Origin of the sequence: Candidatus Halobonum tyrrellensis G22 (genome assembly GCF_000495475.1) — an archaeon.
GTDB lineage: Archaea > Halobacteriota > Halobacteria > Halobacteriales > Haloferacaceae > Halobonum > Halobonum tyrrellense.
Window position 1 is genome coordinate 94,213 of record NZ_ASGZ01000002.1, and the last position, 23,167, is coordinate 117,379.

The window sequence follows — 23,167 nt, forward strand, 5'->3', positions numbered from 1 at the left end:
GCTCAATGCCCGATTTCGGAGAGTAGTTCATGGAACTGCCTTCGAAATATCTCCTTTTGCGTCTTACCGTCGTACCTCCGTCCCCGGCGTTCAGCGGTCGCGGACATAGTCTCCCGTTCCGAGACGTCCCTACCAAAGTAGCCGGCCACACCGTCAGCGATACGTTCCGCCGAGGGTTCTACCACCAACTCGCTGCTCACGCGTTCCGCCTCGGTCTTGTTACCGGTCGTCGTCGTCACGAGCGTCGGGAGACCCGCTCGAAGCGCTTCGAGAACGCTGACGGGGTAACTGTCCGCGCGCGAGGGCTGGACATACAGCGACGCCCGTTCGAACTCGGCGCACAAGTCGTCAACGTATCCGCGGACGGTCACTCCCGGCTCTTGGTCCAACTCGGGAGGGTAGCCACTGCCGACCAGTCTGAGACGCGCACCGGGGAACCGGTCTCTAACCAGTCGCCAGGCGTCGACGAGGATATCCTGCCCTTTGTACTGCGCGAATCCGCCGACGGTGACCGCGGTGTTGGAAGCCAAGTCCGGGGTGACCGTTCCTAACTCGTCGTACAGATCCGGCTGGATGTAGGGGTGGGCAATCCGGGTCGGGGCGTGGACTATCTCGTTGGTGTACTCGGCGGTGAACTCCGACACCGCGATCACCCCGTCGATGTACCGGTTGAAGGCCGTCTCCATCGCACTCATCCCGTATCGTCCAATCAAGCGGTTCAGAAACGGTTGGTCGTCCTCGTGACGACGGACTTGGTACAGCGACTGGTCGGCAGCGATGTAGATAAGCGTCGAATCGGAGAACAGTTGATGAGAGAGACTGCCGTACAAAGAGCGCGTTCCTTCGGCGATACAGACGTCGTACTCCCCCATCAGGAGACCATTGAGTACCTCGACCGGTATCGTCCCCGCGACTCTGTCTACGGAGCACGTGTTGAGACCGTACAGGTCCGCGTCGATGGCGTCGGCGAAACCCTGGTGAGACGGGTGGGGACTCTCCCCGCAGTGGATCATCACTACCTGCATGTCGGCTCAGACATAGCCCAAACTCTCCAGACGGTCCTGCACCGACTCGTCGTCCTCGGAGGATAGCTCGTCCGGGGGCTCGGAGACGACCGCCCTCCGGTCGCCGTTCGTCAGCTCCAGCCAGGGTACCTCGACCAGTTCGTCCGTCCAGATCCCCGGTGGGTGGCCCCACTCGCGGATCGGGAGCGGCGACGCGCGTTCGCCGAACATGTTTCCGTGGTCGGAGGTTACCACCGTCTTCCCGGTCAGGTACTCGGTGAGTTCCTTCACGTGTGGGAGTGCTCGGCGGAGGTTGTCCGCGTACGCGTTCCAGAGCGTCTCCTCGTCGATATCGATCTCGCCGGTCAGGACTTGCATCCACGTCGTCAGGCCGTCGGGCGAGTCGTCGCCGATGTGGCCCTTGTCGAAGGTCGTCTCCGCCTCGATAAACGGGTAGTGCGGCTGCATGTAGTGGACGACGAGCCGTTTGTCCGGGTAGTCGTCGGCGACCCGCTTGGCTTCGGCAGTGACCACCTCCGGGAGCACCGTCTCGTGTTCGTCGTCCCACGTCTCGCCCCTCCAGAGGTCGACGACCGCGTGAAACTCGACGTCGAGAGCGTCGCGGTGCCGATAGAGCATCGGGTTGGTGGTCACGTACACCGTGTCGAGTAGTTGCTTCCCGTCGAAGTTCCCACGGAGGAACTCCGGCGTCGCGGAGCCGCGGGACTCGACGCGTCGGAGGTCACCCGGGATGTCGTTGAGCTCCTCGAACAGGTCGTACCGGCAGGCGTCGAGGATCAGGAGGTTGTCCCAGTCTTGCTCTAGAAAGTCGATCCCGTTCGGGTTGTACCCGCCCTGGGACCGGAGGCGGTTGTACGTCTGCGAGAGTTTCCGTGCTAGGAGGTTCGGGTTGGAGAGGCCGAGGCGGAGTCGTTCTTCGTTTATTTCCATGGATTAAATACGCTGAAACGACGGGCGATTCGTTGACGGGTTCGTTCGACAAGCAATAGCTTTTACGTTACTATTCACCCAATTTTGCTCCAGAACCTCCGGTTCCTTGCGTACGTCCGCCACCAGTGGACCGACGCGTCACGCCGGACAAACATCAGAGGATACGCTCCTTGAGATACTCGGGGGCTTCGAGCAGCGTCTGTTTCAGTCCGCGCTCGAATACCGACTTTTCGAGGTGATATCGGGGGCTCGCGTCCTCGACCACTTTGAACGCACCGGACCGAGAGAGGTACGAGTTGCGGTAGAACGCCCTGAACCGCGAACTCTCGTTGATGAGTCGCGCCGCGTTCTCGATGCCTGTCTCCGGGCGGCCGTGGAGGATCTTCGCGTCGCCGTGGAGAGCCCCGGGCGAGAACAGGCGCGTGTTGTAGTTGAGCGACAGCGTGAACAGGTCCACATCCGTCTCGTAAACTGCCTTCAAGAACGAGGGTTGGTTCTGAACGACGTCCCGTTCCTCCCGCCACTCCCGGTAGATGTCGTTCCAGAGGGTGAACAGTTCTCGTACGGGGTCGTTGGACCGGTAGGACACGACGCCCGTGTTGTACTGTGTCCGGGGCGCGGGAACTCCGGATACGGAACCTTGACTCAGTGACGGGGCGATAGCCAAGTCGTACTCGTCGAGTACGTCGAACAACTCGTGTACGCTATCCGTGAGGTACGTATCGGTGTCCAAGAACAGCGTCCGGTCGAACGGACTCATACCCGGCTCCAGATTCGAGGAACTGAAATCCGCGTCGAGTTCGTCCGTGTCTCGGACGATATCGAACAGGTTCGACTCCACCTCGTCGTCCGTTATCAACGCGATGTCCGTATCGGGCATGTGGTCACGGACGCTCTTAGCCGAGGTTTTGGCTTCGCGGATGTATTGATCCCCGGTAGCGACGTATAAGACCCCACTTGACATCATCCACTCATAAGTTTAATCGGTGATATATTTGTTGGTGCCATAAGGCCGTCCTCCTACCCTGAGAGTTCTTCTAGATCTGCCCGCATTTATTTTGTAATAATGTAAATAATAAAATCAGTATTATATTGATTGGGCAAGTCTTCGATAGACTTGGGAGAATTCATACTGTGTATACTGTTCCAGTATCAACATATACACGATATATACTACTATTCCAGATAAGATCAGAATAAAAAGACTAAGAATACTATACCCAGTCAATATATAATTGTTAATGCTATACACTGAGATGGCCATAAAGGTACTTGCGAAAGCAGGGTATATAATTAATCTTAAATATTCGATGGGTTTCCCCTCTATGATTTGGAGAGTAAGATAGGAACCGATCGGGAGTGAAATAATATTCTGCCCAACGATCACGTAAGCAACACCAACAACACCGAATATCTCGGCAGCGGGATAAATACTGATGATGACACAACCGATCTGTAACAATAATAGATATGAGATGTATTCAGGGCTACCTACCGCCTTGAATACTGCTCTGAAGTTGTCAAATAACGATCTAACGGCTCCCCAGAGAGCAAGCATCTGCATCAAGGGAACCATCGGTTTCCACTGGTTACCAAACACCACATGAACGAATTGCGGAGCAACTACAAAAATACCGGCAGCAATTGGAAATGAGACTATAGTAGAAAAGTGAATAAGGCGAAAGAATCCCGAACGCAACTTACCGACGTCGTTCTGTACCTTTGAAAACGCCGGAAAGGCGACTTGACGAATGACCTGCGTGATCTCTGTAGCCGGGGCGTTGGAATATCGGTAGGCGATCTGGTAGAATCCTAACGCAGAGGCAGTAAAGAACCATCCTACGAACGCATCATCTCCATCAATGAAGAAGAATCCGAGTACCGCTTGAGCAAACATCCACTTCCCAAATCCGAACATCTCTCTCGCGTATTCGAACTTAAATTCGAGATTTGGCCGATAGTCAAGAATAAAGTACGACAGTGTGAGCTGCACGAAATTCATCGTAGTGATACCCAGTGCCAACGCCCAGACACTCCCGTAGGCCAGAGCGAACCCAACGGCGACCCCTAAGTCGGCTAGACGGGCACTCATCTTGTACCCGAACTCCTTGTGGAAATTCAAACCCTTCCGGAAGTATACGATGGCAGGATTCTGAAGGGCCAAGAACAGATTAGCGGCTCCGATAACTTGGATAAGTAGCGCTGCCTGCGGTTCGTTGAAAAATCTCGCGAGGTAAGGAGCGCCGACGAACGAAATGGCCGCGATCAGGACTCCGCGCCCGATATTTACCATCCAGGCCGTATTCAAGTATGCGTCGACGTTTTCGTCTTGATGTTGGATGAGTGCTTGGTTAAACCCGAGGTTCGAGAACCGTCGGAGGCCCGAGAGAACCAACAGCGCAATCCCGAGGAGACCGAACGCTTCCGGGGAGAGCAACCGAGCCAAGATGACGACCTTGAGGAGTTGTAGAACCCTGTCGCCGACGTTGATCCCCGCCGCCCAAACCCCGCTTCGGACGGCCTGCTCCTCGGTGGAACCGTCGGCCGTTAGACGTTTATATATTGTACGGAGGATCTCGAACACGTGTTTCGAACTTCAATTCCTCTCTATTGAATGGTTCTGTTTTCCGAACATCTGCACTACTACCGGAACGATCATCTACAATATTCGTTACTGGAAGTACAGACGAAAGAAGCGGAACTACCGATTCAAGGCGTGTTCTGGAGTGTCGATCGATGTGAGACCGGAGAGATGAAGACGTGGACTAGCCCAGTTGGACGGGACCACTACTCGTCTGCCCGTAGAACCCCTCCGAAGACGTTCCGGTGCCGTCACAGTACCACGTGTCACCATTACCCGCGTTCGGGTGACTGGCGAACGTCCCGAGGTGCGACCGATCCCCGGTGTTACCGTGGGACGTATGTGAGTGGGCCTGTACCGGCATCCACCCCTCTTCGTTGTCACGGATCCGCAACCCTCCCTCCGAAATGTGGAAGGTGAGATGGTTCCGCTCCGGCGAGACCGACGCATACGCGTCGCCGTCGTCGTCACACAGGTAGAGCCACCTGTGGTCCCACGAGAAGTCCGTGTTGTCCGGGACATGGATCCGCGTCGTCCCGTGCGATATCTCGCCGTGCTTCCCCCACGAGAGGTAGTCGTTGCCCCCGTTCCACGTTCGTCCACCGGGTTTCGAGATACCGTTGTTGGTGTACGCGACGGGCCACCCGGCGCCCGAGTAGTCGAAGTCGGTTCCCCCCTCCTTGGAGACCACAACGCGCGGGTTGACGAACGTAGGCGGTTGGTGGGTGTTGACCCGGACCGCGGTCGAGTGTTCGTCGCCCCCCTCGCTCTCGACGTGGGCGGTCGTCCCGTAGCTCCCGCCGTCGACACGGTAGAGCGATCCCCCATCGGGACAGAACCCGCGAACTTCGACGCGACCGCCGTGGAAGCTGGCGTTGTCCTGCCAGAAGGTGATTCCCCCGTTCGCGCCCGTTCCGTCCCCGTCACGGCCGGACGCCCACGGAATCTTCACGTCGGCGTCGCGGAAGGAGTTCGTCCCGTCGGCGTCGGGGAACGAAGAGCCGCCGCCGGCCGCCCGGACGTAGTACATGGGGACCCGCAGACGCGGCGTGTCGTCACCTTCGTATCCCCCCTCCCTGTGTCGGCCGAGGAGCACCGCTTCACACCACTCCTCGTTGTTCACGGCCAGCACCCCGTTCTCCGCCCCGCGGACGGACGTGGGCATGACGTGAGCGCCGAACGCGTCGTCGACGCGGATGACCGCGGTGTCGCCGTCCCTGTTCGGGCCGTAGTACCACGAGCCGTGCTCGATCCGGACCCGCCCCTTGAAACTCCGCGCGCCCAATTGACCCTGCCGGATCTGGACGGCCGCGTCCTCGTCACCCGTGTAGTGGACTCCGGCCCCGTACGCGTCGATCCGGATGCTCCGCCCCCGTCCGTCCGGACCCTCGCTGTCCAAGAACAGTTGGGTGTCCCCCTCGTACAGCACTCCCGGCTTGAGTTTGATGTCGACGGTGCGGCGGTCGGTGTCGTCGACCAGTGCCTGGATCGCTTCGAGCGTGTTCTCCTGCGGCGTCAGCGTGTGGTTCACGTCCTCCGCGTGGAGTGTCCCGACCTGCCGGTCGGTGAGCACCCAACTACTCCCGTCGCCGTAGTACACCGCACCGGAGTCGGTCGCTTCGAACTTCGCGCCCTCCTTGGGTTCGTAGTCACCCTTGTCCGCCTCCGCGCCGCGGATCTCGATATCCGCGTCGAGTTCCGCGAAGTTCTCGTTCAACTGGAGGTGCCAGTCTTTCGTCCCTTTCGCGGGCGCGTTGTACTCGTGATTCGGCGTCTCGGTCATTCTATCCGCCTCCTGCCTCTGCTCAACTCGGGCTCAAGAAATGTATTCCCCGGAGTTAGATCTAGAGCCGACTGGCTCCCAAATGTTGACCAACCTGTGCTGCCAATACGAGTCTCGTTCATGTAAGGAAGATAGAGCAGGTTGAAATAAAGGCACGGAAGAAATTATACGATCGGATAATTAGAAGCGTTGCGCGAGATCTATCGGTTTATTATCGTTTCATTCCTCCTCCACTACGATATCCTTATTAGAGTCGTCGTTCACGCACTACGAGTACGAAAATGTACCCCAACTGAAAAACATAAGTTGCTTGCTTCTCTAAATTGGATAGATTCACAGATGAGAAATGTAGTCTTGATATGCCTAGATACGGTTAGGAAGGACTTCTTTGATTCGAATGCAAAGCGGATCAAAGATAGTGCCGATGTAGACGTTCGGCAGTGCCGCGCCACGAGCGCTTGGAGTGCGCCGAGCCATGCCGGAATGTTCACCGGGGAGCTTCCTCACCAACATGGTGTCCACACCTATCAACGCTCATTCAACGGTATACCTGAAGAAGGAACATTCTTGTCTAAACTTCCCGAACATACATTATTGGGAGCGTCGGCAAATACCTTCGCGGGTCCGCCGTTCAATTTTAACCAGCGATTCGATAAGTTTCGATACTTCACTTCACCCTCTCATCGGTACACGGCTGGATTGAATCCCGTTTCTTACAATAATGGGACACTAAAAGAGAGATACGGTCGGTTCCTGCGAGATGCTCTCCGGTCAGATCACCCTATAGCGTCGTTACTAAACGGGGCAATCGGTGTCACAAGACAGGTTAACAGACATACACCCTTCAAGGATATATTTGACGACGGTGCGAAGCCATTGTTGAACGAAGCTCGGGGGATGGTTAATTCAGTTGAGGAGCCATATTTTCTGTTCTTGAATTTAATGGATGCTCACCTCCCGCTCACACCTCATCGAAACCTACGAGACCACGAGGTCCCTAGTTCTTGGTCTACGCACTCGTATGATCAGTGGGAGTATTTCGGGCGGCGAGACGAGTTTGAGGAGTATTGGCGGTATCGCGAATCTCTCTATGCAGCCGTGATTGAGTACCTTGATCGAGTCGTATCGGAGTTTGTCAAGTACGTCACTAGTCGTTCTGCTGTTCCCACTTCGGTGATCGTCACAGCCGATCACGGAGAGAACTTGGGACGTTCTGAAGAGGGGGGGTTAGTCAACCACACGAGTAGCCTATCGGAGGGTCTGCTTCACGTTCCATTTTCGATCATAAATCCAGGTGATATCATCCCGTCTCCGGAGAACCGAGTGGTCTCTCATCTTGATATGCCCGATGTAGTATCAGCGCTCGCGAAGGGCCAAGAAACGTTCGAGTGGGACGCGATACCTCGGGCCGAGGTTATGGGAATGGGACCGAACCCCGATCCTCCATCAAAAAAGGAGTTCTGGGACCGAACTATCAGGTGTGTATATGAGGATATGACCAAGTACGTCTGGGACACCCAAGGGACCGAAGCTGTTTACAAACTCAAGCACGGCAAACCGAGCTGGCAGCGTGAGGTGGATGGGCCGTTCGAACTCCCTCCTGAACTTGAGTCGCTGTTCAAGTGTGATATTGCAGCAGCCCGAGACCAGGCATTTGAGGAGGAAAATTCGGCCACCGTCTCCAAGTCGACAGAGAGCCGACTAGAGGAACTCGGTTATCTATAGCTACAATTCGTCCGCAAGCCCTCCCTCTCGTTTCGCACTCGTCCCGAATCCTTTCAGGACTGCCTAAAATACGATCGGAAGTGGTCCTTCGCGTGTTCATCGCCGTTTGTTAGATTGTAGCGCCACCATTGAACCCAAGTAGCCCCCATCCGATGTCGGATTTACTAGTCCTTGTAGGATTCGGGTTGCCCACCGATGGGTAGTCCCTAGTAGGGCCACTGTCTAGACAAGCCAGTTTGAGGAGCGCGCATCATTGAGTTTGTTTGTGACAATGATCGTAGATCTTCTCATCGAATGCTTGTAGCGAATTTAGAAGAGACTTAGAGGCGTTGCCATCTACCTCCACACAATAGGTTGGTCGCTCAGGGAGATAACTTTAATTCTTGCTGAAATATATGTCGAACACTCACAGGGAACTGGTTGGAAGTGGGTACATTTGGTTTCTGATAGCGTTCCAGATCCACTGACTGCGCAGCCGTCGCGGGTCACGGCCGACGAGACCGCTGTCGAAGTCAATTGCGAGTAATCTTGATCGTACACTGCAATAGACCTCAACACAAAGGTGATTCTAGACGTAGCGTTGTTCGGTCCGCACGGCACCGATCCAGCAGCTGCGTTCCTGTCCGATCTTGCCGAGAAACACCATCTTGCGGACACCGTGTTTCTGGCCGATCAGTTCGGGTATCGGATTGGCCTTGCTCAACTTGAGCTGAGCGGTCAGATCAACTACACCGACCGAAACCTCACCGAAAGGTTGTTTTATACGCCCAAACTGCGCGTTGACCGCTTCTACAACTCCTGGATGAGCAGTCGGCGGAACGTCCGCTAATGGCTTGCGCTATCCGAACATTCCTACAACCACCTCAGTCTCCATCAATTGTTCGGCGGACGAACGCTAGTTGAGCAGATACTAAAATAGACAGTGCTGTTCAACTGGATGTCCCTTCTTTCTCTCCCTTTCGCAGGCGCGTTGTAGCCGTGATTTGGGGTCTCAGTCATTGATCTATCCTCTTTGACCGAGCCGTCTCCTCACAAGGCGTTCAGCGCAGTCGAGTCACTCTCAACGTAGTCGGCTTTCGGAGTCGAATCCGGTCGTTCGGGGTGACCTCTGTCCATATCAGAGTTAGTGAGCAGAGGCGTATACTTCTTTCAAACACTATAACAAACATCTAGCTAAATCGTGATCAAAAGCGGCCAACGCCGACCCCTTCACCAGTCACCGGGGACGAGTCCGTCCGAGCACAGGACTTTATGTCGGTAGAAGCGAGCGATACCACACCATGCGAGCCAACCGCCGGTTCTGGGCTACGGCTACCCTCGCCGCCCTTCTCGTCGCTCTCGGCGTCGTCGTGGCCGACGTCACACTCCTCCTCGGAGGCGTCGCGCTCGGCCTGTGGCTCCTCGCCGCCCAGACGGCGTTCGTCTCCCGGTCGGGGTCGGTGACCGACGCCGAATTCACCCTTGACGGCGAATACGGCCAAGTCACCGTGGACGAGCCCACGCCCGTCCGTCTCCGAGCCGACCTCGCCTCGGCGCTCCCGTTTGACCTCACTGCCACGCCGGACCTCCCCGCGAACGTCACCCGGTCGCGCGCACCCGCCGTCACCCTCCCGTCGGGCGACCGAGCAGCCGAGACCGTGTTCGAACTGACCACCCCCGTCGTCGGACCGAAACAGATCGGCCCGGTGGAAGTCGAGTTCCGCGACCGCGGCGGCTTCTTTACTGGCACCACCACCGACTCGACCACCCTCACCGTCGACGTCCAGCCCCGCACCCCCGAGCGCGTCCACGTCGGCGAGGGCGGCCGCCCGCTCGCCACGCTGTACGGCGACCACCGGACCGACAGGGCCGGCGCCGGTCTCGAACCGTACGAGGTTCGCGAGTACGCCCCCGGCGACCAGCTCTCGCGGATCGACTGGAAGGCGACCGCCCGCCTCGACCACCCCCACATCCGGGAGTACGAACTCACCCGGAGCCACGAGACGGCGCTCGTCGTCGACCACCGAGCCTCGATGGGCGACGGTCCCCCCGGGGAGACCAAACTCGACCACCTCCGGGAGGTGGCGCTCGGGTTCGGCGCCGCGGCGGCCGACTTCGACGACCCGCTGGGTCTCTACGCCGTCGGCGACGACGGCGCGACGGCGAGCCGCGACCCCGCCGCGGGCGCCGAGGGGTACGCGACGATTCGGCGACTCGTCCGGCGGCTCGAACCCACCGAGGCGTCCGACCCCGACGGCGCGGACCCCATCTCCCCCACCGAGGCGCGGAGCACGGCCGAGCGTCTCGGCGGCGACGACAGCCGGTTCGGGTCGACGCTCGGGCCCTACTTCGAGGCGGGCGAGACGTACGTGCGCCGGCTCCGCGACCGTCCGCTGTTCCGGACGGTCCAGCTCGCCCACTCGCGGCTCCGCGGCGGCTCCTGGCTGGTGCTCCTGACGGACGACTCGAACCCGACCGAGCTCCGCGAGGCGGTCAAGCTCGCCCGCCGAAACGAGCAGAACGTCGTCGTCTTTCTCGCGCCGTCGGTGCTCTACGAGTCCGAAGTGGGCGACCCCGACGACGCGTACGACCGCTACCGCGAGTTCGAGGCGCTCCGGCGGTCGCTCGCCCGGATGGACCGGGTCTCCGCGTTCGAGGTCGGCCCGAGCGACCGGCTGGAGACGGTCGTCGGCCGGGTCGCGTCGGGCGGCGGCCGGCGTCGGAGCGGCGGTGCCCCGCCCGCTCGGTCGGCCCCGGACTCCCGGGCGGCTCCCCGCTCCACCGCGGCGGCCGGGTCGGACCCCGAGGGGACGGGAGCGGGAACGGGAGCGGGGGCGCGGGCCGATGAGTGAGCGGGCGGAGTCCGCCGGCGATATCGACGCCGACGGCGACGGGCGGTACAGCCCGTTCGACCGGCTCGAACGGCGGTCGGACCGGGTCCCCGAACTCGTCTCGGTGCTCGTCGCGGTCGGCGGGCTGTTCCTCCAGGGCGGCCGGGTCGGCGTCGCCGCCGGGGTCCTCCTGGTCGCGCTCTGGCTGTTCCTCCGCGTCGAGTTCGTGTTCGCCGCGGGCGCGGTGCTCGTCGCGGGCGTCGGCGGGGACCCGACCTCGCTCGGGGGCGTCCTCGTGGTGGCCGGTCTCGCCGGCCTGCTCGCGGTCGACCTGTGGCGGACCTGGGCGTCGGCGCGTCCGGTCGCGCTGTTCGCGGCGCTGTTCACGCTCGTCGGTGCGGGTATCGTCGCCGCGCGCGAGCGGGTCGTACTCCACTGGCTGGGGCTGGGTGTCGTCGCGGCGGTCGCGCTCGCGTCGTACCTCCTCCACCGCTACGAGGTGTTTCGTCTCGACGCGTCGAGCGGGACCGGTCCGGAGTCCGGCCCACCGGAGCACGACGACGGGAGCGACCGAAGGAGTGAGGTCCCGTGATCGGGATACGCCGAGGTGAGCGATGAGCGAGTCAGACGGGGCCGTCGGCGACGACCGGGAGCGGACGGGCGACGACGACCCACCGGCGAGTCGGGACGGAGAGCCGGACCCAGCCGGAGCCGCCGGGACGGCGCCGGCGGACCCGTCGCTGGCGGACCTCGACCGCGACCGTCTCACGGCGGTCGTCGCGGAACTCCGCGCGGAGAACCGCAGACTGCGGACGGAGTACGCGGAGGCGCGGCGCGGCGAGTACCGCCGCTCGGCCGCGGCGCTGCTCGCGCTCGGTCTCGCGGCCGTCATCGGCGGGCTACTCTTCCCCATCGCGCGGGAGGTCCTGTTCGTCCTCGGCGGAATCGGCCTGTTCGGCGGCGCGCTGACGTGGTTTCTCACGCCCGAACGGCTCGTCACCGCGGCCGTCGGCCGGTCGGTGTACGAGTCGGTCGCGGACACGGGCGGGAGCCTGCGTGACGAACTCGGTCTCGAAGCGACGAACGTCTACGTGCCCGTCGACGGGACGGACGCGACCGGCGCGTCGGTCAGGCTGTTCGTCCCGCAGTCGTCCGCCTACGAGGTTCCCGACGACGACGCGCTCGACTCGCTGTTCGTCGTCCCGGAGTCGCCCGACGAGCGCGGGGTGGCCGTCCGGCCGACGGGGTCGAGGCTGGTCCACGAGTTCGCGGAGTCGGCCACGGGGTCGGTCGCGGACGACCCGGAGGCGCTCGCGGCCCAACTGGCGGACGCGCTCGTCGAGGGGTTCGAACTCGTCGACGGGGCCGACCCGGAGGTGGACGCCGACTCGCGGCGGCTCACGGTGGGCGTCGACGGCGGCGTCTACGACGACGCGACGGGGTTCGACCACCCGGTGCCGTCGTTCGTCGGGACGGGTCTCGCCGCGGGACTCGACCGCGCGGTCACCGTCGAGACGACCGAGACCGACGGTCGAACCCTCGTGACGTGTCGGTGGTGAGGGCGGCGACGGGCGCTCGGAGTCGCGGTTCGACCGGAGAGCGAACCCGACGCGAGCACCCCGGACGGGACCGTCCGGAACCCGACCGCCACGGCCGGGCTCAGCCGGCGCCGACCGCCCCGGCGGCCGGCGTGACCGCCTCGGTCGTCGCGCTCTCGGCGGGCGCGGTCACGTTCACCCACAGCCGGAGGCTCCGGTAGGCGTTGTCGGTCGTCGGGGTCGCCGGCGGCTCCCCGCGGTAGAGGAGGTACGTCAACCGGAGGTCGTCGCCGGTCATCGTCGGCGCCACCCGGTGGCGCCGGTGCCAGGTCTCGTTCGCGTCGACCGTCGAGGAGAACCGCCCCAACGGCTCGGCGTCGAGCACGGTCGTCGAGTTGTTCTCGACCCTGACGCGCTGGAGCTCGCTCACCACCGTGTACGACACCCGCTCGTGTTCGTGGTTGCCGACCCCGACGACCACCTGCTGGGGGTTGCCGGCGACGAACTCGGTCGGGTAGTCGTCCGCGACGAGCGTCCCGTCGTCCCGTTCGGTCAGCAGGTAGAACTCGGAGAACGCCTCCCCCTGTTTGGGGAACGCCGCCACGAAGCCGACGCTGCCGACCGCGAGGAGGAGACTCGCGACCATGACCACGTTGAGCGCGGCGTCGGTCCGCGTCTCGGGGTCGAACAGTTCGGCGCGGGCGTCGGCGACCCACCGCTCGTACGGGACGCGGAACCGGTCGTCTGGGTCGAGCGCCGCCCGTCGCTGCGCCCCGACGTACGCGAACAGTAGCGTGAGCCCGCTCAGCGAGACCAAGATCGGTCCCAGCCGGAGCCCCCACGGCGTGAAGTTCAACACGAGACCGACCAGCGGAACGATGGCGATGCTCGTCCCGAACGAGAGCGCGACCCGCTCCATCCCGTCGATGCCGCTCGCGTCGCCCGGGTCGGCCGCGTCCGAACCGTCCGCCGACTCGCCGCGCTCGGGGAACAGCGCCGCGACGAACGCGTAGCCGGGGACGAACACCGAAAACAGCAGCGCGAACAGCGGCCGAGCGAGCGTCTCGCGGACGACGGGCAGCAGCGCCGCACAGCCCGCAAGCGCGACGAACACGACGACAGCGACGAGGTCGGCGGGGAACGTCCGGAGCGACGGCGGGAAGAACGCGCGCCAGTCGCCGTCGGGGTCGTTGTCGGTCCCCATTACGCGCCCCCTGCCGACGGGCCGGCAAAAGTCGGTCGGTCCCGCCCCTGTGGGGCCGACTGCCGGTCGGTGGGGCGGCTACGCGAGCACATCAGTCGTCCCCTCCGTCGCCCCGTGCCGACGCCGACACGTCGGTTCCGACGACGACGCCCGCCTGTTTGAGCGCCTCGTCGGCCGTCTCGGTCGTGCTCTCGGCGGACGAGAACGCCGCGCGCTCGTACGCGGCGGTGAGCCGTTCGAGCGCCTCGCCGCTCTCCCGGTCGAGCGCGTCACGGTAGGCGGTGAGTAGCTCCCAGTGGGTGAGCGTCGGGTCGATACCGAACCGGGCGTCGAGGCTCCGCCTGGCCGCGGCGTACGCGCGGACGACCGCCGCGTCGGACCCCTCCTCGCGCAACTGCATCTCCGCCGCGTCGAGTAGGAGGTCGCCCGCGTCGCTCCGCACGCTCTCCGGCGGCTCGTCGATGCGTGCGCGCTCCGAGCGGCTGGTTGCGCTCCCGTCCCGCTGCGCGTCGTCGCCGCCGAGCGTCGCCGTCCATCCGCCGACCGAACGGAGCCCCCCCTCGACCCACGACTCGTAGGCGAGTCCGGAGACGGCGAGGAGGACGACGAGGACGACCAGCGCGCCGAGCGCGAGCAGCGTCGGGTCGAGGTCGTCTAGCGGCCCGAGCGAAAACCCGGTGTCGACGTCGGGGACGAGACCGTCCGACCGTGGTGCGGTGCCGACGTCGAGGGTCACGTCGGCCGGCGCGAGGTTCCCACCCGGCGGGTCGTACGCGACGGTCACCGCGACCGACTCGTTCGCGGGCACGTCCGGGACCGAGACGTTGGTCGCGAACGACCCCGCCTCACCGGAGCGGACGGTGGCGAGCGTCTCGGTCCCCCGCCGAATCTCGAGTCTCGCGCCGGTGACCGGCGTGTCGCCGACGGTCATGCGTCCGGAGAGGCGAACCGTCTCGGCGCCGAGGCGGGCGGCGCGAACGGCGAGGGCGGGCGTGGTCGTGTCGACCGGGACCGTCGTCGACGCCGGGGCGGCGGTCACGGCGCGGTTCTCCCGTACGACCCGGACGGCGAGCGTTGGCGACCCGTTGGCGACGGCCGCCGGGAGCGGCTCCGAGAGCGCGAACCCTCCCGACTCGTTCGTCCGCGTCGCGTTGAACGGAATCCCGTCGAGCACCACGGTGACCGGAACTCCGGCGACGGGGCGCCCGTCGACCCGGAGGGATCCAACGACCGACACGTCGTCGCCGAACCCGAGAGCCGACGCGCCGGCGTCGGCCCCGAGTCGGAGCGTCCCCTCGACCGACTCGACCGAGACGTTCGTCCGCGCGACGGTGGCGGTGTACTGCGAGCCGTTCCCCGGGACGTACCGCGCGACGACCTCGACCGGTCCGGTCGGCGCCGTCGTCGGGCGGTAGACGACTTCGAACGTGCCGTCCGGGTCGGTTTGCGTCTCGAACGTCGCGTTCGCCGCGCTGACGACCACCGTCCGGTTGGCGAGCGGCGTCCCGTCGTCCGCTCGCAGTTCCCCGCTGATGGCCACCGGGTCGACGAACGAGGCGGTCGAGGAGTTCGCCGAGACGGTCAGGGTTGGCGGGTCGAACTCCGCGGTCCGGATCTCCTCGGTCGTCTCGGAGACGTTCGCCGTCACCTCCTCGGTTATCTCCCCCGCCGGCGCGACGTCCAGCGTGCCGTTCGCGAGGATGGTCTCGTAGTCGGCCGACAACCGACTGCCCAGCGTCACGACCCTCTCGCCCTGTCGGGAGAGCTCCTGTGCGAGTTCGCGCGCCCGCTGGACGTCGTTCCCCCTGCGCGCCTCGCGGTAGGCGGCGAGCGTCTCGCGGTACTCCCGCACCGCCCGCACGTACGCCAGTTGCCGCTCGGCCGTCCGGTTGAGCACCCGGCTCACGTTGTCGTCGCCGGTCTCCTCGGTCGCCTCCGCCACCGCGGCGTACCGCGAGGCGAGCGAGGGGAACTCCGACTCGATCGCCTCGCACGTCTCGTTCGTCCCGGCGTCGACCCCTTCGGCGCACGCGACGAGCGCGTCGTCGATCCGGACGGCCAGCCACCGTCGGAGCGCGGTGAGGTTCCCCTCGCCCGCGGCCGAGTCCGACCGCTCGTGGCGGACGGTGGAGTCGGTCGAGTTGTTCACCGGTGTCGCCTGCTGTTGGTGTACGACGGGCTGAGACGCAGGTACGGCGGGGCGGTCCCGGTTGGCGTCCGGGTGGTCCGCGGCCACCGCCGGGCCGACCGCGACGGTGATCAGGAGGAACGCGACGGCGAGCGGCCAGAGGCGACGGTCGGCGGGGAGGCTCACTCGCCGGTCACGCCTCCCGCCGACCGGTCGGTGTTCGCGGGGGCGGGCCGGTGCCGTGCCGGTGGCGACATCGCGTACACGCTCTCAGTCGGACTCCTCCGACGGTGCGTCGGCGGCGTCGGCGGGTCCGTCGCCGGGGTCGCCGCCGTCGCCGACCGCCGTGGCGTTCCCGTCGCCCTCGCCCGCGTCGGGCGTGGTCACGGAGTCGAGCACCTCCCGGACCACCACCTCCGGCGAGACGTCGCTGAGTTCCGCGTCCGTCGAGAGCACCAGCCGGTGGGCCAACACCCGTTCGGCGAGCGTCTTCGTGTCGTCGGGGATGACGTAATCGCGCCCACGGATCGCCGCCCGCGCCTTCGACGCCTGGAGCAGTCCGATGGCCGCCCGCGGGGAGGCGCCGTACGCGACGTCGGAACTCGTCCGCGTCCCCTCGACGACGTCGAGGACGTAGTCGCGGACCGCCTCGGAGACGTACACCTCCTCGACCGCCTCGCGCGCGGCGACGATATCGGCGCGCCCGACGACGCTGTCGACGCCGGCCGACCCCGCGTCGGGGTCGGCGTCGAACACGTCGAGTAGTCGGGCTTCGAGCGCCCGGGGCGGGATCTCGACCCGGAGTTTGAGCAGGAAGCGGTCGCGTTGCGCCTCCGGCAGGCCGAACGTGCCCTCCATCTCGATGGGGTTCTGCGTCGCCACGATCATGAACGGCGACGGCAGCGGGTGGGTCTCGCCCTCGATGGTCACCTGCCGCTCTTGCATCGCCTCCAACAGCGCGCTCTGGGTCTTCGGCGTCGCGCGGTTGATCTCGTCGGCGACGACGACGTTCGAGAACACCGGTCCCTTCTGGAGGTCGAACTCACCGGTCCCCGACCGGTAGATCCGCGTCCCGGTGACGTCGGCGGGCAACAGGTCCGGCGTCATCTGGAGCCGACGGTAGTCGAGTCCGAGCGTCTGTGCGAACAGGTTGGCGATCGTCGTCTTGGCGACGCCCGGAACGCCCTCCAACAGGACGTGCCCCCGGGTGAACAGCGCGACCGTCAGACCCTCGAGAATATCCTCGTTTCCAACGAGCACCCGACCGGCTTCGTCCCGAATAGTTTCGAACAACTCGTCGGGGTCAGTCATCTTCCCACCCTTGTTTTCCCTCGTTGATAGTTCCTGCTATCAACCCGTCTACTCGTTCGGGGTCCCAGTCCGGGTGCCGGCGCCGGAGCCCCCGTCGGAGGCGTTCACGCGACGCGCGTGGGAGGTCGTTCGCGCGTCCGCGCGACCGGACGGCCGGGAGTCGGGCGCTCGCGAGGAGGACCGCACCCACGAGCGCGAAGCCGGTGGCGACTAGCGCGAGCGGGTTCCGCTGGAGGGTGAGCGTCGCCCGGACCAGCGGCGGCGTCGGTCCGGCGTGCGAGAAGTCGAACAGTGCGGTCGCGTGACCCGAGAGGAGCGCGCGGGCGAACCCGCGGTTCCCGTCGAGTTCGAGCATCTCGTTGATGAACAGGCTCGGGTCGCTCACGACGACGACGCGTCCGTCGCCCACCGTCTCGGCCGTGACGACGGGGGAGCGCCCGAGCGACTCGGCGTCGTCGAGCGCCGCGTTGCCGTTCTCGTCGGCGTACGCGAACGGCGACGTCTCGACGAGGACGCGCGCGCCGCCGGGGTCGAGGACGGTGCCGTGGTTCAGCGTGAGCCGGTCGACCCCCTCGGTCAGGTTCGACTCGGCGACGCCGGGGGCGACCGGGAGGTCGGGCGAGCCGTAGTAGTTGCGCTCGTCCCTGACGGGGGCGCCGTCGACACGGGTCGAGGCGCCGACGCGTTCGAGCAGCGGGTTCGAGTGGGTGCCGTAGTCCTCGGCGATGACCAACGTCCCGCCCGAGCGGACGAACTCCCGGAGCCGGACCGCCTCGGCGTCGGTGTACCGCTCGTCGGGCGAGAGGACGAACGCCACCGTCTCGCCCGGTGTCACGTCGGCATACTCCGCCACGTCGGTCGCGACGAACGGCGACGCGCCGGCGGCCTCGGCCTCGTCGCGGAGCTCCGACGTCCCCTCCCAGCCGCGGTTGTACGCGTCGAACGCCCCGGCGGACGTCGACGCCGCCCACACGCCCGTGACGACGAGCGCGAGCGCCAGTCCCGCGACCAGGAGTTTCGGCGCGGGCCGCGGGAGGTCCATCAGAGCACCCCCGGGGGAAGGAGAGCGAGGATCCGCCGTACGACGATGTACGCGAACCCGGCGAGTCCGAGGAGGACCACCCACTTCAGCCGGCGGCGCCACCGGGGGGTGACCCGGAACGGCGCCGTCAGTTCGACGACGACGAGAAAGCCGATGAGCGAGACGACGAAGAACAGTTCGTACGTCAGCGAGTCGAGGAGGACGAGCACGAGCGCCGACGCCAGCATCCACGCGACGTGCGCGTGGACGAACCGCCGGCGCCTCGTGATTGCCATACGCGGTCGTTGCGGCGGATCCGTTTGAAGGTGACGACGTCGGGAACTCCCGACCCCGCGTCGGGTCCGTCCGCGCTCGGGCCGACGCGCGAGTGCCCGCCGGTGACGACGCCAGCGGTCACAGCGTACCGCCGTACCCTCCCTCGCCGTAGCCGAACGACTCCTCGGGGCTCGCGGTGCGTCCGTCGGTCGTCGAGGAACCGCTCGTCCCCGTGTAGTCGGCGGGGTCGACTCGCTCGCCGTCGACGAACACCTCCGCGTCGCCGTCGAGCGAGAGAGTCGTCGGCTCACCGCGGAACGAGTACTCGTCTCGCCCCGCCCAGACGGCCCCGCGCGCGTTCCGTTCCGAGAAGCCGTCCCAGTGCGAGAGGCCCGCACCCGAGACGACTTCCTCGCTCGCCGTGAACTCGTACGTCGCCTTCGTCCCGGTACCGGCGACCACGAGCGTGTGAAGGCCGCCTCCGTAGTCGCCGGGGTCGACCCGTGTCCCGTCGATGAACACCTCCGCGTCGCCGTCCACGGACAGGTCGGTTACGTCGCCGTCGAAGGAGTACTCGTCTCCCCCCTCCCAGACGACCCCGCGCGCGCTCCCTCCCGAGAAGCCGTCCCACCCCGAGAGGCGGGCGGCCGAGACGACCTCGCCGCTCACCGAGAACTCGTACGTGCTCCGCTCCCCCGTCCCGGAGACGACGAGCGAGTGGGTTTCGCCGCCCGCGCCGTCCGCGTCCGCCGCGGCGGAGTCGAACTCGCGCTCCTCGCCGGCGTCGCCGTCGGTCAGCGGGACGCCGCCGTAGCCGAACCCGACGACGGTCGGCCCCGCGTCGGTGTCGGTCCCGCTCTCGGTCGCACGCGCGCGCGACGAACCCAAGTTGACCCCGACGGCACCGGCGACGAGTCCCAGAACCGAGCGGCGAGTCGCCGTCGGTCCCCCGTCCGCGTCGTCGGTCGGTCGCTCCCCGCTTCCCCCCGTCGTCTCCGCCGTCTCGTCCCCCATGTTCCGTATCGAACCGGGTCCGCTGTCGAACATAAGCCCGGCGCGCGAATTATCAGAGCCGCGAATCCAGGGGTGGGACGCGCCCCGCAGAGCGACGGCAGTCCGTGAGGACGACCGGCGAACACGCTCACGAGCGAACGCGTCTCCCGCTCTCGGATCCGAAATCGCCAGGTTCGACCGGACGTACGCGTGACGCGCGAGGAACCGCGGCCGATTCTACGAGAGGGTACTGTAGCCGGTCGAATGCGAGTCACCGGCCGCGGGGTCGCTCGTCCGTTCGGAACCGAGCGGTCGAACGGGGTCCGAGCGAAAAGCGACCCCGGGTCGGCGGCTACGCGGCCCGTCGAGTTACGTCAGCGGCACCACCGTCGAGAAGGCGAGCACCGTGACGATACCGGTGACCGAGAGGATCGTCGTCATGACGGTCCACGTCTTGAGCGTCTCCGTCTGTGTGAGCCCCCCGATCTCGTTCATCAACCAGAAGCCCGAGTCGTTGTACCACGAGCAGATGATGCCGCCCGACCCGATCGCCATCACGAGGTAGGCGGGGTGGACCGCGAGTTGGCCCGTCTGGGGAGCCATGATCCCTGCGGTGGTGAGCATCGCGGCGGTTGCGGACCCCTGTGCGACCCGGACGATAGCCGCGATCAGCCACGCGGTCAACAGCAGGTTGATCCCGAGCCCCGAGAGCACGCCGGAGATGTACGAGCCGACGCCCGACGCGGCCAAGAGCGCGCCGAACGCACCGCCCATCGCGGTGATCGCGGCGATGTTCCCGCCGCTCCGGAGTGCCTCGGTGAGTTCGTCCTCCCACAGCGACCGCGAGAGATCCGACCACCGGAGATACGTCAGCGCGGCGACGAGCGCCGCGACCGTGAGCGCGATGTTCGAGTTACCGACGAACGACACGTACGGCTTGACCGTCGTGAAGACGGGGTAGATCTCTTCGAGCGTGTCGACGACCGTGAGCGAACTCACGAACGCGATCGCGATCACGATCGGAAGCGCCGACTCGAACACGCCCGGCAGCGAGTCGGTGCTACGCTGTGCGCGCTCTTCGAGTTCCTCGGTGGTCGTCCCCATCGAGTCGCGGAGCGGGATCTGCATCCGCGCGTTGATCCAGTGTCCGTACGCGAGTCCCGCGACGGCCGCAGAGGGGATGGCCACGACGACACCGACCAGGATGGTGACCCCGAGGGTGACGCCGATCTCGTCGGCGACGGCGAGCGGACCCGGCGTCGGCGGGATGAACACGTGCGCCGCGGTGCCGCCGGCTCCGACCGCCATGAGGTACAGCGCGTAGTTCTTCCCCTGTCGGGCGCGCATCGACCGCGCGAGCGGTGCGAGCAAGAAGAGCACGCTGTCGAAGAACACCGGGATGGAGAGGACGGTACTGCTCCCCCACAGCGCGAACTCCGAGTTGTCGCTTCCGACGAGCGACTGAAAGCCGCGGACGATCCGCTGTGCGGAGCCGCTCTCGAGCATCGACTTGCCGATGATCGCAGCCATCAAGATCGGGATCCCGATCCCCTCCATCCCCGCGCCGAACTCCGCCGCGGTTCTCGTCGCGGCGTCGGCGAGCGAGAAGTCCTGGACGAACACGGAGTTGATCAGCCCGACGGAGAACGCGGCGAGCGTCAACCCGACGAACGCCGGGAGGTCCCAGACCACGAGTAACAGTACTACCAAGACGAGCCCAACCGCGAAGGTCAAAAGCGGACTATGGGCGAACTGGACTGCCATACAGATCGGACTATCGTGATCCTCGTCCGCTGAAAGCGGTTTCTATATCTACTCTGTATAATTATTATAAATTATTGTTTCTTGAAAACAATACGGTCGTTTCACATGGAGAGCGGCCGGTCGTTCCCGGGAGGGGAGCGACGCGGAGGAGCGTACCGATGTCTTATTCCGTCGACGGTGTCCGCCTCGGATGTGGAACGAGTACTCGCGGTCGTCGACACCACCGACGTGGCCAAGGAACTCGTACGCGAGGCCGGGTCGCTCGCCGAGGGGATGGACGCCAAACTGGTCCTGGTGCACGTCACGACCGAGGAGGCGTACACCGCCCGTCGCGGCGCGATGGAGTCGCTCCCGAACTCCGCGGCGAGTTACACCCACGACGACGCCCGCCGAGGAGCGACGGAGTTCGCCCGCGACATCGGCGACGAGGTGTTCGCCGGGACCGAGGTGGAGTACGACGCCGTCGGCGCACTGGGCGACGAGGCGACGGAGGTGCTGGGGGTCGCCGAGGAGTACGACTGCGACTACGTCTTCCTCACGGGACGCCAGCGTTCGCCCGCCGGGAAGGCGCTGTTCGGCGATACGACCCAGCGGGTCGTCCTTGACTTCGACGGGTACGTGACCGTGAAGACGGAGTGAGGGGTGGCGAATCCGCGGACACGTCGTTCCGGCGGGTCCGCCCGCTCCTCCGCGAACGCGTCGAGTACTCCGTCGACCCGTTCGTGTGAGAGACGGACGGGAGAGGGACGACGTGAACCGCGGTGGGCTCCTCGTTCGCCGTCGATCGTAGCCCGCCGGCTACGACGGAGCGGGATGCGCCGAAGGAGTGGTGCCGTGCCGAAACGGTAATGAGGTGTTGATATGTGTTGTCTATCGTGGGTGAACGCATTTATAGTATCGACGCGCTGCGTGCGGTCGCGATCGCGTTCGTGATCGTCGCACACGCGAAGCCGTTCGCCGGGATGGGCGCGCGGGGCAACCTGCTGTACTTCGTACTCGATACGATCGGGCAGTTCGACGTGCAGTTCTTCTTCGTGACCTCGGGGTACTTCCTGGCGACCAAGCTCTCGCCTTCGGTGTCCGGCCGGTACGTCGTCGGCACTATCCGGAAACTCGGCTCGCTCTACCTCTTCGGTATCCTGTTCGCGCTCGCCGTCCACATCCCGATCAGAGCCGTCGGGGGGATGCTCGACGGCCGGTCGCTCGCCTTCGGTGCAGTCAGGGCCGTCTCCGAACTCGCGCGACGAAGCCCGCTGGACTTCGTCTACTACGGCGACGCCGTCGCCGTCCACCTGTGGTACCTCACGGCGTTGGCGTTCGCCATCTGCTTCGTCGCGGGCTTCGTCGCCATCGGCGGGGAACGGTACCTGTTCCCGACGGCGGCCGCCCTCCACGTTGTGGGAGTGCTCACGCAGAACTACGAGACGGTGTTCTCGGTCCCCGTCCCGACCCGTGATGCGCTCTTCTTCGGGTTCTTCTACGTGGCGCTGGGCTACACGATCCGGTCGGTCGACTGGTCGCCGTCCGCGGACCGGAGCCGAGCGTATCTCGGTGCGTTCGGTGTCCTCCTCGCCGCGCAACTCGCCGAACAGTACTTCGTCGCCGCCGTCGTCCACGACGTTCCGTTCTCGGCGGGGTTCTACACGACGGAGTACACGTTCGTGACCCCGTTTCTGGTGGCCGCGCTGTTCGGTTGGGCGCTGGCGACCCCCGAGTGGGGGAAGGGGACGCCCCTCCCCACGCTCGGGACGTACGCCGTCGGCGTCTACTTGCTCCACTACCCGCTCAAGAACCTCCTCGTGGAGAGCGTGGAGTTGCTCCAGTCGGCGACCGGAGTCGCCATCCTGGACTCGCTCCTCTGGAACGTGAGCGTCGTTCCGCTGCTGTACGTCCTCTCGCTCGGACTGTACCTACTGGCCGCTCGACTCGGCGTGATCGACCCCGACGGAAGCCACCTTCCGCGGGTGAGCCGGATGCGGGAGAAACTGTTCGGCTCGCCGTCGAACTGAGGGTGAACGGGTTAATCACCGCCTAATCACCCAGTAACCAGTGATGTATTAAATGGGTGTAGGGAGAGA

At 64.8% G+C, this 23,167-nt stretch carries 19 protein-coding genes; 7 read left to right on the forward strand and 12 right to left on the reverse strand.

The features are described from left to right. Positions 1-2 precede the first annotated feature (2 nt). The 5 genes from K933_RS00570 to K933_RS00585 all read right to left on the reverse strand — a co-directional run bounded on the left by K933_RS00570 (position 3) and on the right by K933_RS00585 (position 6,319). Positions 3-1,013 (reverse strand): glycosyltransferase family 4 protein, encoded by a 1,011-nt coding sequence (locus K933_RS00570; protein WP_161631391.1) that lies wholly within the window; start codon positions 1,011-1,013, stop codon positions 3-5. Positions 1,014-1,031: 18 nt separating this feature from the next. Next, positions 1,032-1,955 carry a hypothetical protein gene (locus K933_RS00575; RefSeq protein ID WP_023392716.1) on the reverse strand — a complete coding sequence of 308 codons (924 nt, stop codon included), beginning with the start codon at positions 1,953-1,955 and terminating at the stop codon, positions 1,032-1,034. Positions 1,956-2,109: 154 nt separating this feature from the next. Then, complete coding sequence (locus K933_RS00580; RefSeq protein WP_152529714.1) at positions 2,110-2,919, reverse strand: hypothetical protein; 810 nt, start codon at positions 2,917-2,919, stop codon at positions 2,110-2,112. A 123-nt stretch (positions 2,920-3,042) separates the two neighbouring features. Further along, positions 3,043-4,539 carry a lipopolysaccharide biosynthesis protein gene (locus tag K933_RS17270; protein WP_023392718.1) on the reverse strand — a complete coding sequence of 499 codons (1,497 nt, stop codon included), beginning with the start codon at positions 4,537-4,539 and terminating at the stop codon, positions 3,043-3,045. Positions 4,540-4,720: 181 nt separating this feature from the next. Beyond that, positions 4,721-6,319 (reverse strand): hypothetical protein, encoded by a 1,599-nt coding sequence (locus K933_RS00585; RefSeq protein WP_023392719.1) that lies wholly within the window; start codon positions 6,317-6,319, stop codon positions 4,721-4,723. Between the two features lie 339 nt (positions 6,320-6,658). Here K933_RS00585 and K933_RS17275 point away from each other — a divergent pair, with 339 nt between their 5' ends. From K933_RS17275 to K933_RS00600, 5 genes are all read left to right on the forward strand, one after another. Beyond that, positions 6,659-8,044 carry a sulfatase-like hydrolase/transferase gene (locus K933_RS17275; RefSeq protein WP_023392720.1) on the forward strand — a complete coding sequence of 462 codons (1,386 nt, stop codon included), beginning with the start codon at positions 6,659-6,661 and terminating at the stop codon, positions 8,042-8,044. 562 nt (positions 8,045-8,606) lie between these two features. Then, on the forward strand, positions 8,607-8,873 hold the full coding sequence (locus K933_RS19440; RefSeq protein ID WP_161631392.1) for a hypothetical protein: 267 nt from the start codon (positions 8,607-8,609) through the stop codon (positions 8,871-8,873). Positions 8,874-9,324: 451 nt separating this feature from the next. After that, a complete protein-coding gene (locus K933_RS00590) occupies positions 9,325-10,875 on the forward strand; it encodes a DUF58 domain-containing protein (protein WP_049947412.1) in 1,551 nt (516 codons plus the stop codon). Beyond that, entirely contained in the window at positions 10,868-11,446 is a 579-nt protein-coding gene (locus K933_RS00595; protein ID WP_023392722.1) for a hypothetical protein, read from the forward strand. The genes K933_RS00590 and K933_RS00595 overlap by 8 nt, the downstream gene beginning before the upstream one ends. 22 nt (positions 11,447-11,468) lie before the next feature. After that, the gene (locus tag K933_RS00600) at positions 11,469-12,413 is read left to right on the forward strand and encodes a hypothetical protein (RefSeq protein WP_023392723.1); all 945 of its coding nucleotides are present in this window, start codon (positions 11,469-11,471) and stop codon (positions 12,411-12,413) included. Positions 12,414-12,513: 100 nt separating this feature from the next. Here the strand turns inward: K933_RS00600 and K933_RS00605 are convergent, their stop codons facing one another. From K933_RS00605 to K933_RS00635, 7 genes are all read right to left on the reverse strand, one after another. Continuing rightward, the gene (locus K933_RS00605) at positions 12,514-13,596 is read right to left on the reverse strand and encodes a DUF1616 domain-containing protein (RefSeq protein ID WP_023392724.1); all 1,083 of its coding nucleotides are present in this window, start codon (positions 13,594-13,596) and stop codon (positions 12,514-12,516) included. Between the two features lie 91 nt (positions 13,597-13,687). After that, positions 13,688-15,910, reverse strand: a complete 2,223-nt coding sequence (locus tag K933_RS00610; RefSeq protein ID WP_023392725.1) for a hypothetical protein — start codon at positions 15,908-15,910, stop codon at positions 13,688-13,690. Positions 15,911-15,994: 84 nt separating this feature from the next. Next, entirely contained in the window at positions 15,995-17,035 is a 1,041-nt protein-coding gene (locus K933_RS00615; RefSeq protein WP_023392726.1) for an AAA family ATPase, read from the reverse strand. Then, positions 17,028-18,077 carry a DUF4350 domain-containing protein gene (locus tag K933_RS00620; RefSeq protein ID WP_023392727.1) on the reverse strand — a complete coding sequence of 350 codons (1,050 nt, stop codon included), beginning with the start codon at positions 18,075-18,077 and terminating at the stop codon, positions 17,028-17,030. The genes K933_RS00615 and K933_RS00620 overlap by 8 nt, the downstream gene beginning before the upstream one ends. Further along, the gene (locus tag K933_RS00625; RefSeq protein WP_023392728.1) at positions 18,077-18,352 is read right to left on the reverse strand and encodes a hypothetical protein; all 276 of its coding nucleotides are present in this window, start codon (positions 18,350-18,352) and stop codon (positions 18,077-18,079) included. Before K933_RS00625 ends, K933_RS00620 begins: the two co-directional genes overlap by 1 nt. 118 nt (positions 18,353-18,470) lie before the next feature. Then, complete coding sequence (locus K933_RS00630) at positions 18,471-19,346, reverse strand: hypothetical protein (RefSeq protein WP_152529716.1); 876 nt, start codon at positions 19,344-19,346, stop codon at positions 18,471-18,473. Between the two features lie 348 nt (positions 19,347-19,694). Then, a complete protein-coding gene (locus K933_RS00635; protein ID WP_049947413.1) occupies positions 19,695-21,089 on the reverse strand; it encodes a GntP family permease in 1,395 nt (464 codons plus the stop codon). Positions 21,090-21,281: 192 nt separating this feature from the next. Here K933_RS00635 and K933_RS00640 point away from each other — a divergent pair, with 192 nt between their 5' ends. Together K933_RS00640 and K933_RS00645 are read left to right on the forward strand one after the other, a co-directional pair. After that, positions 21,282-21,728, forward strand: coding sequence for a universal stress protein (locus K933_RS00640; protein WP_023392731.1), 447 nt, complete (start codon positions 21,282-21,284; stop codon positions 21,726-21,728). Between the two features lie 236 nt (positions 21,729-21,964). Beyond that, positions 21,965-23,098, forward strand: coding sequence for an acyltransferase (locus K933_RS00645; RefSeq protein ID WP_200862258.1), 1,134 nt, complete (start codon positions 21,965-21,967; stop codon positions 23,096-23,098). Positions 23,099-23,167: the final 69 nt, after the last annotated feature.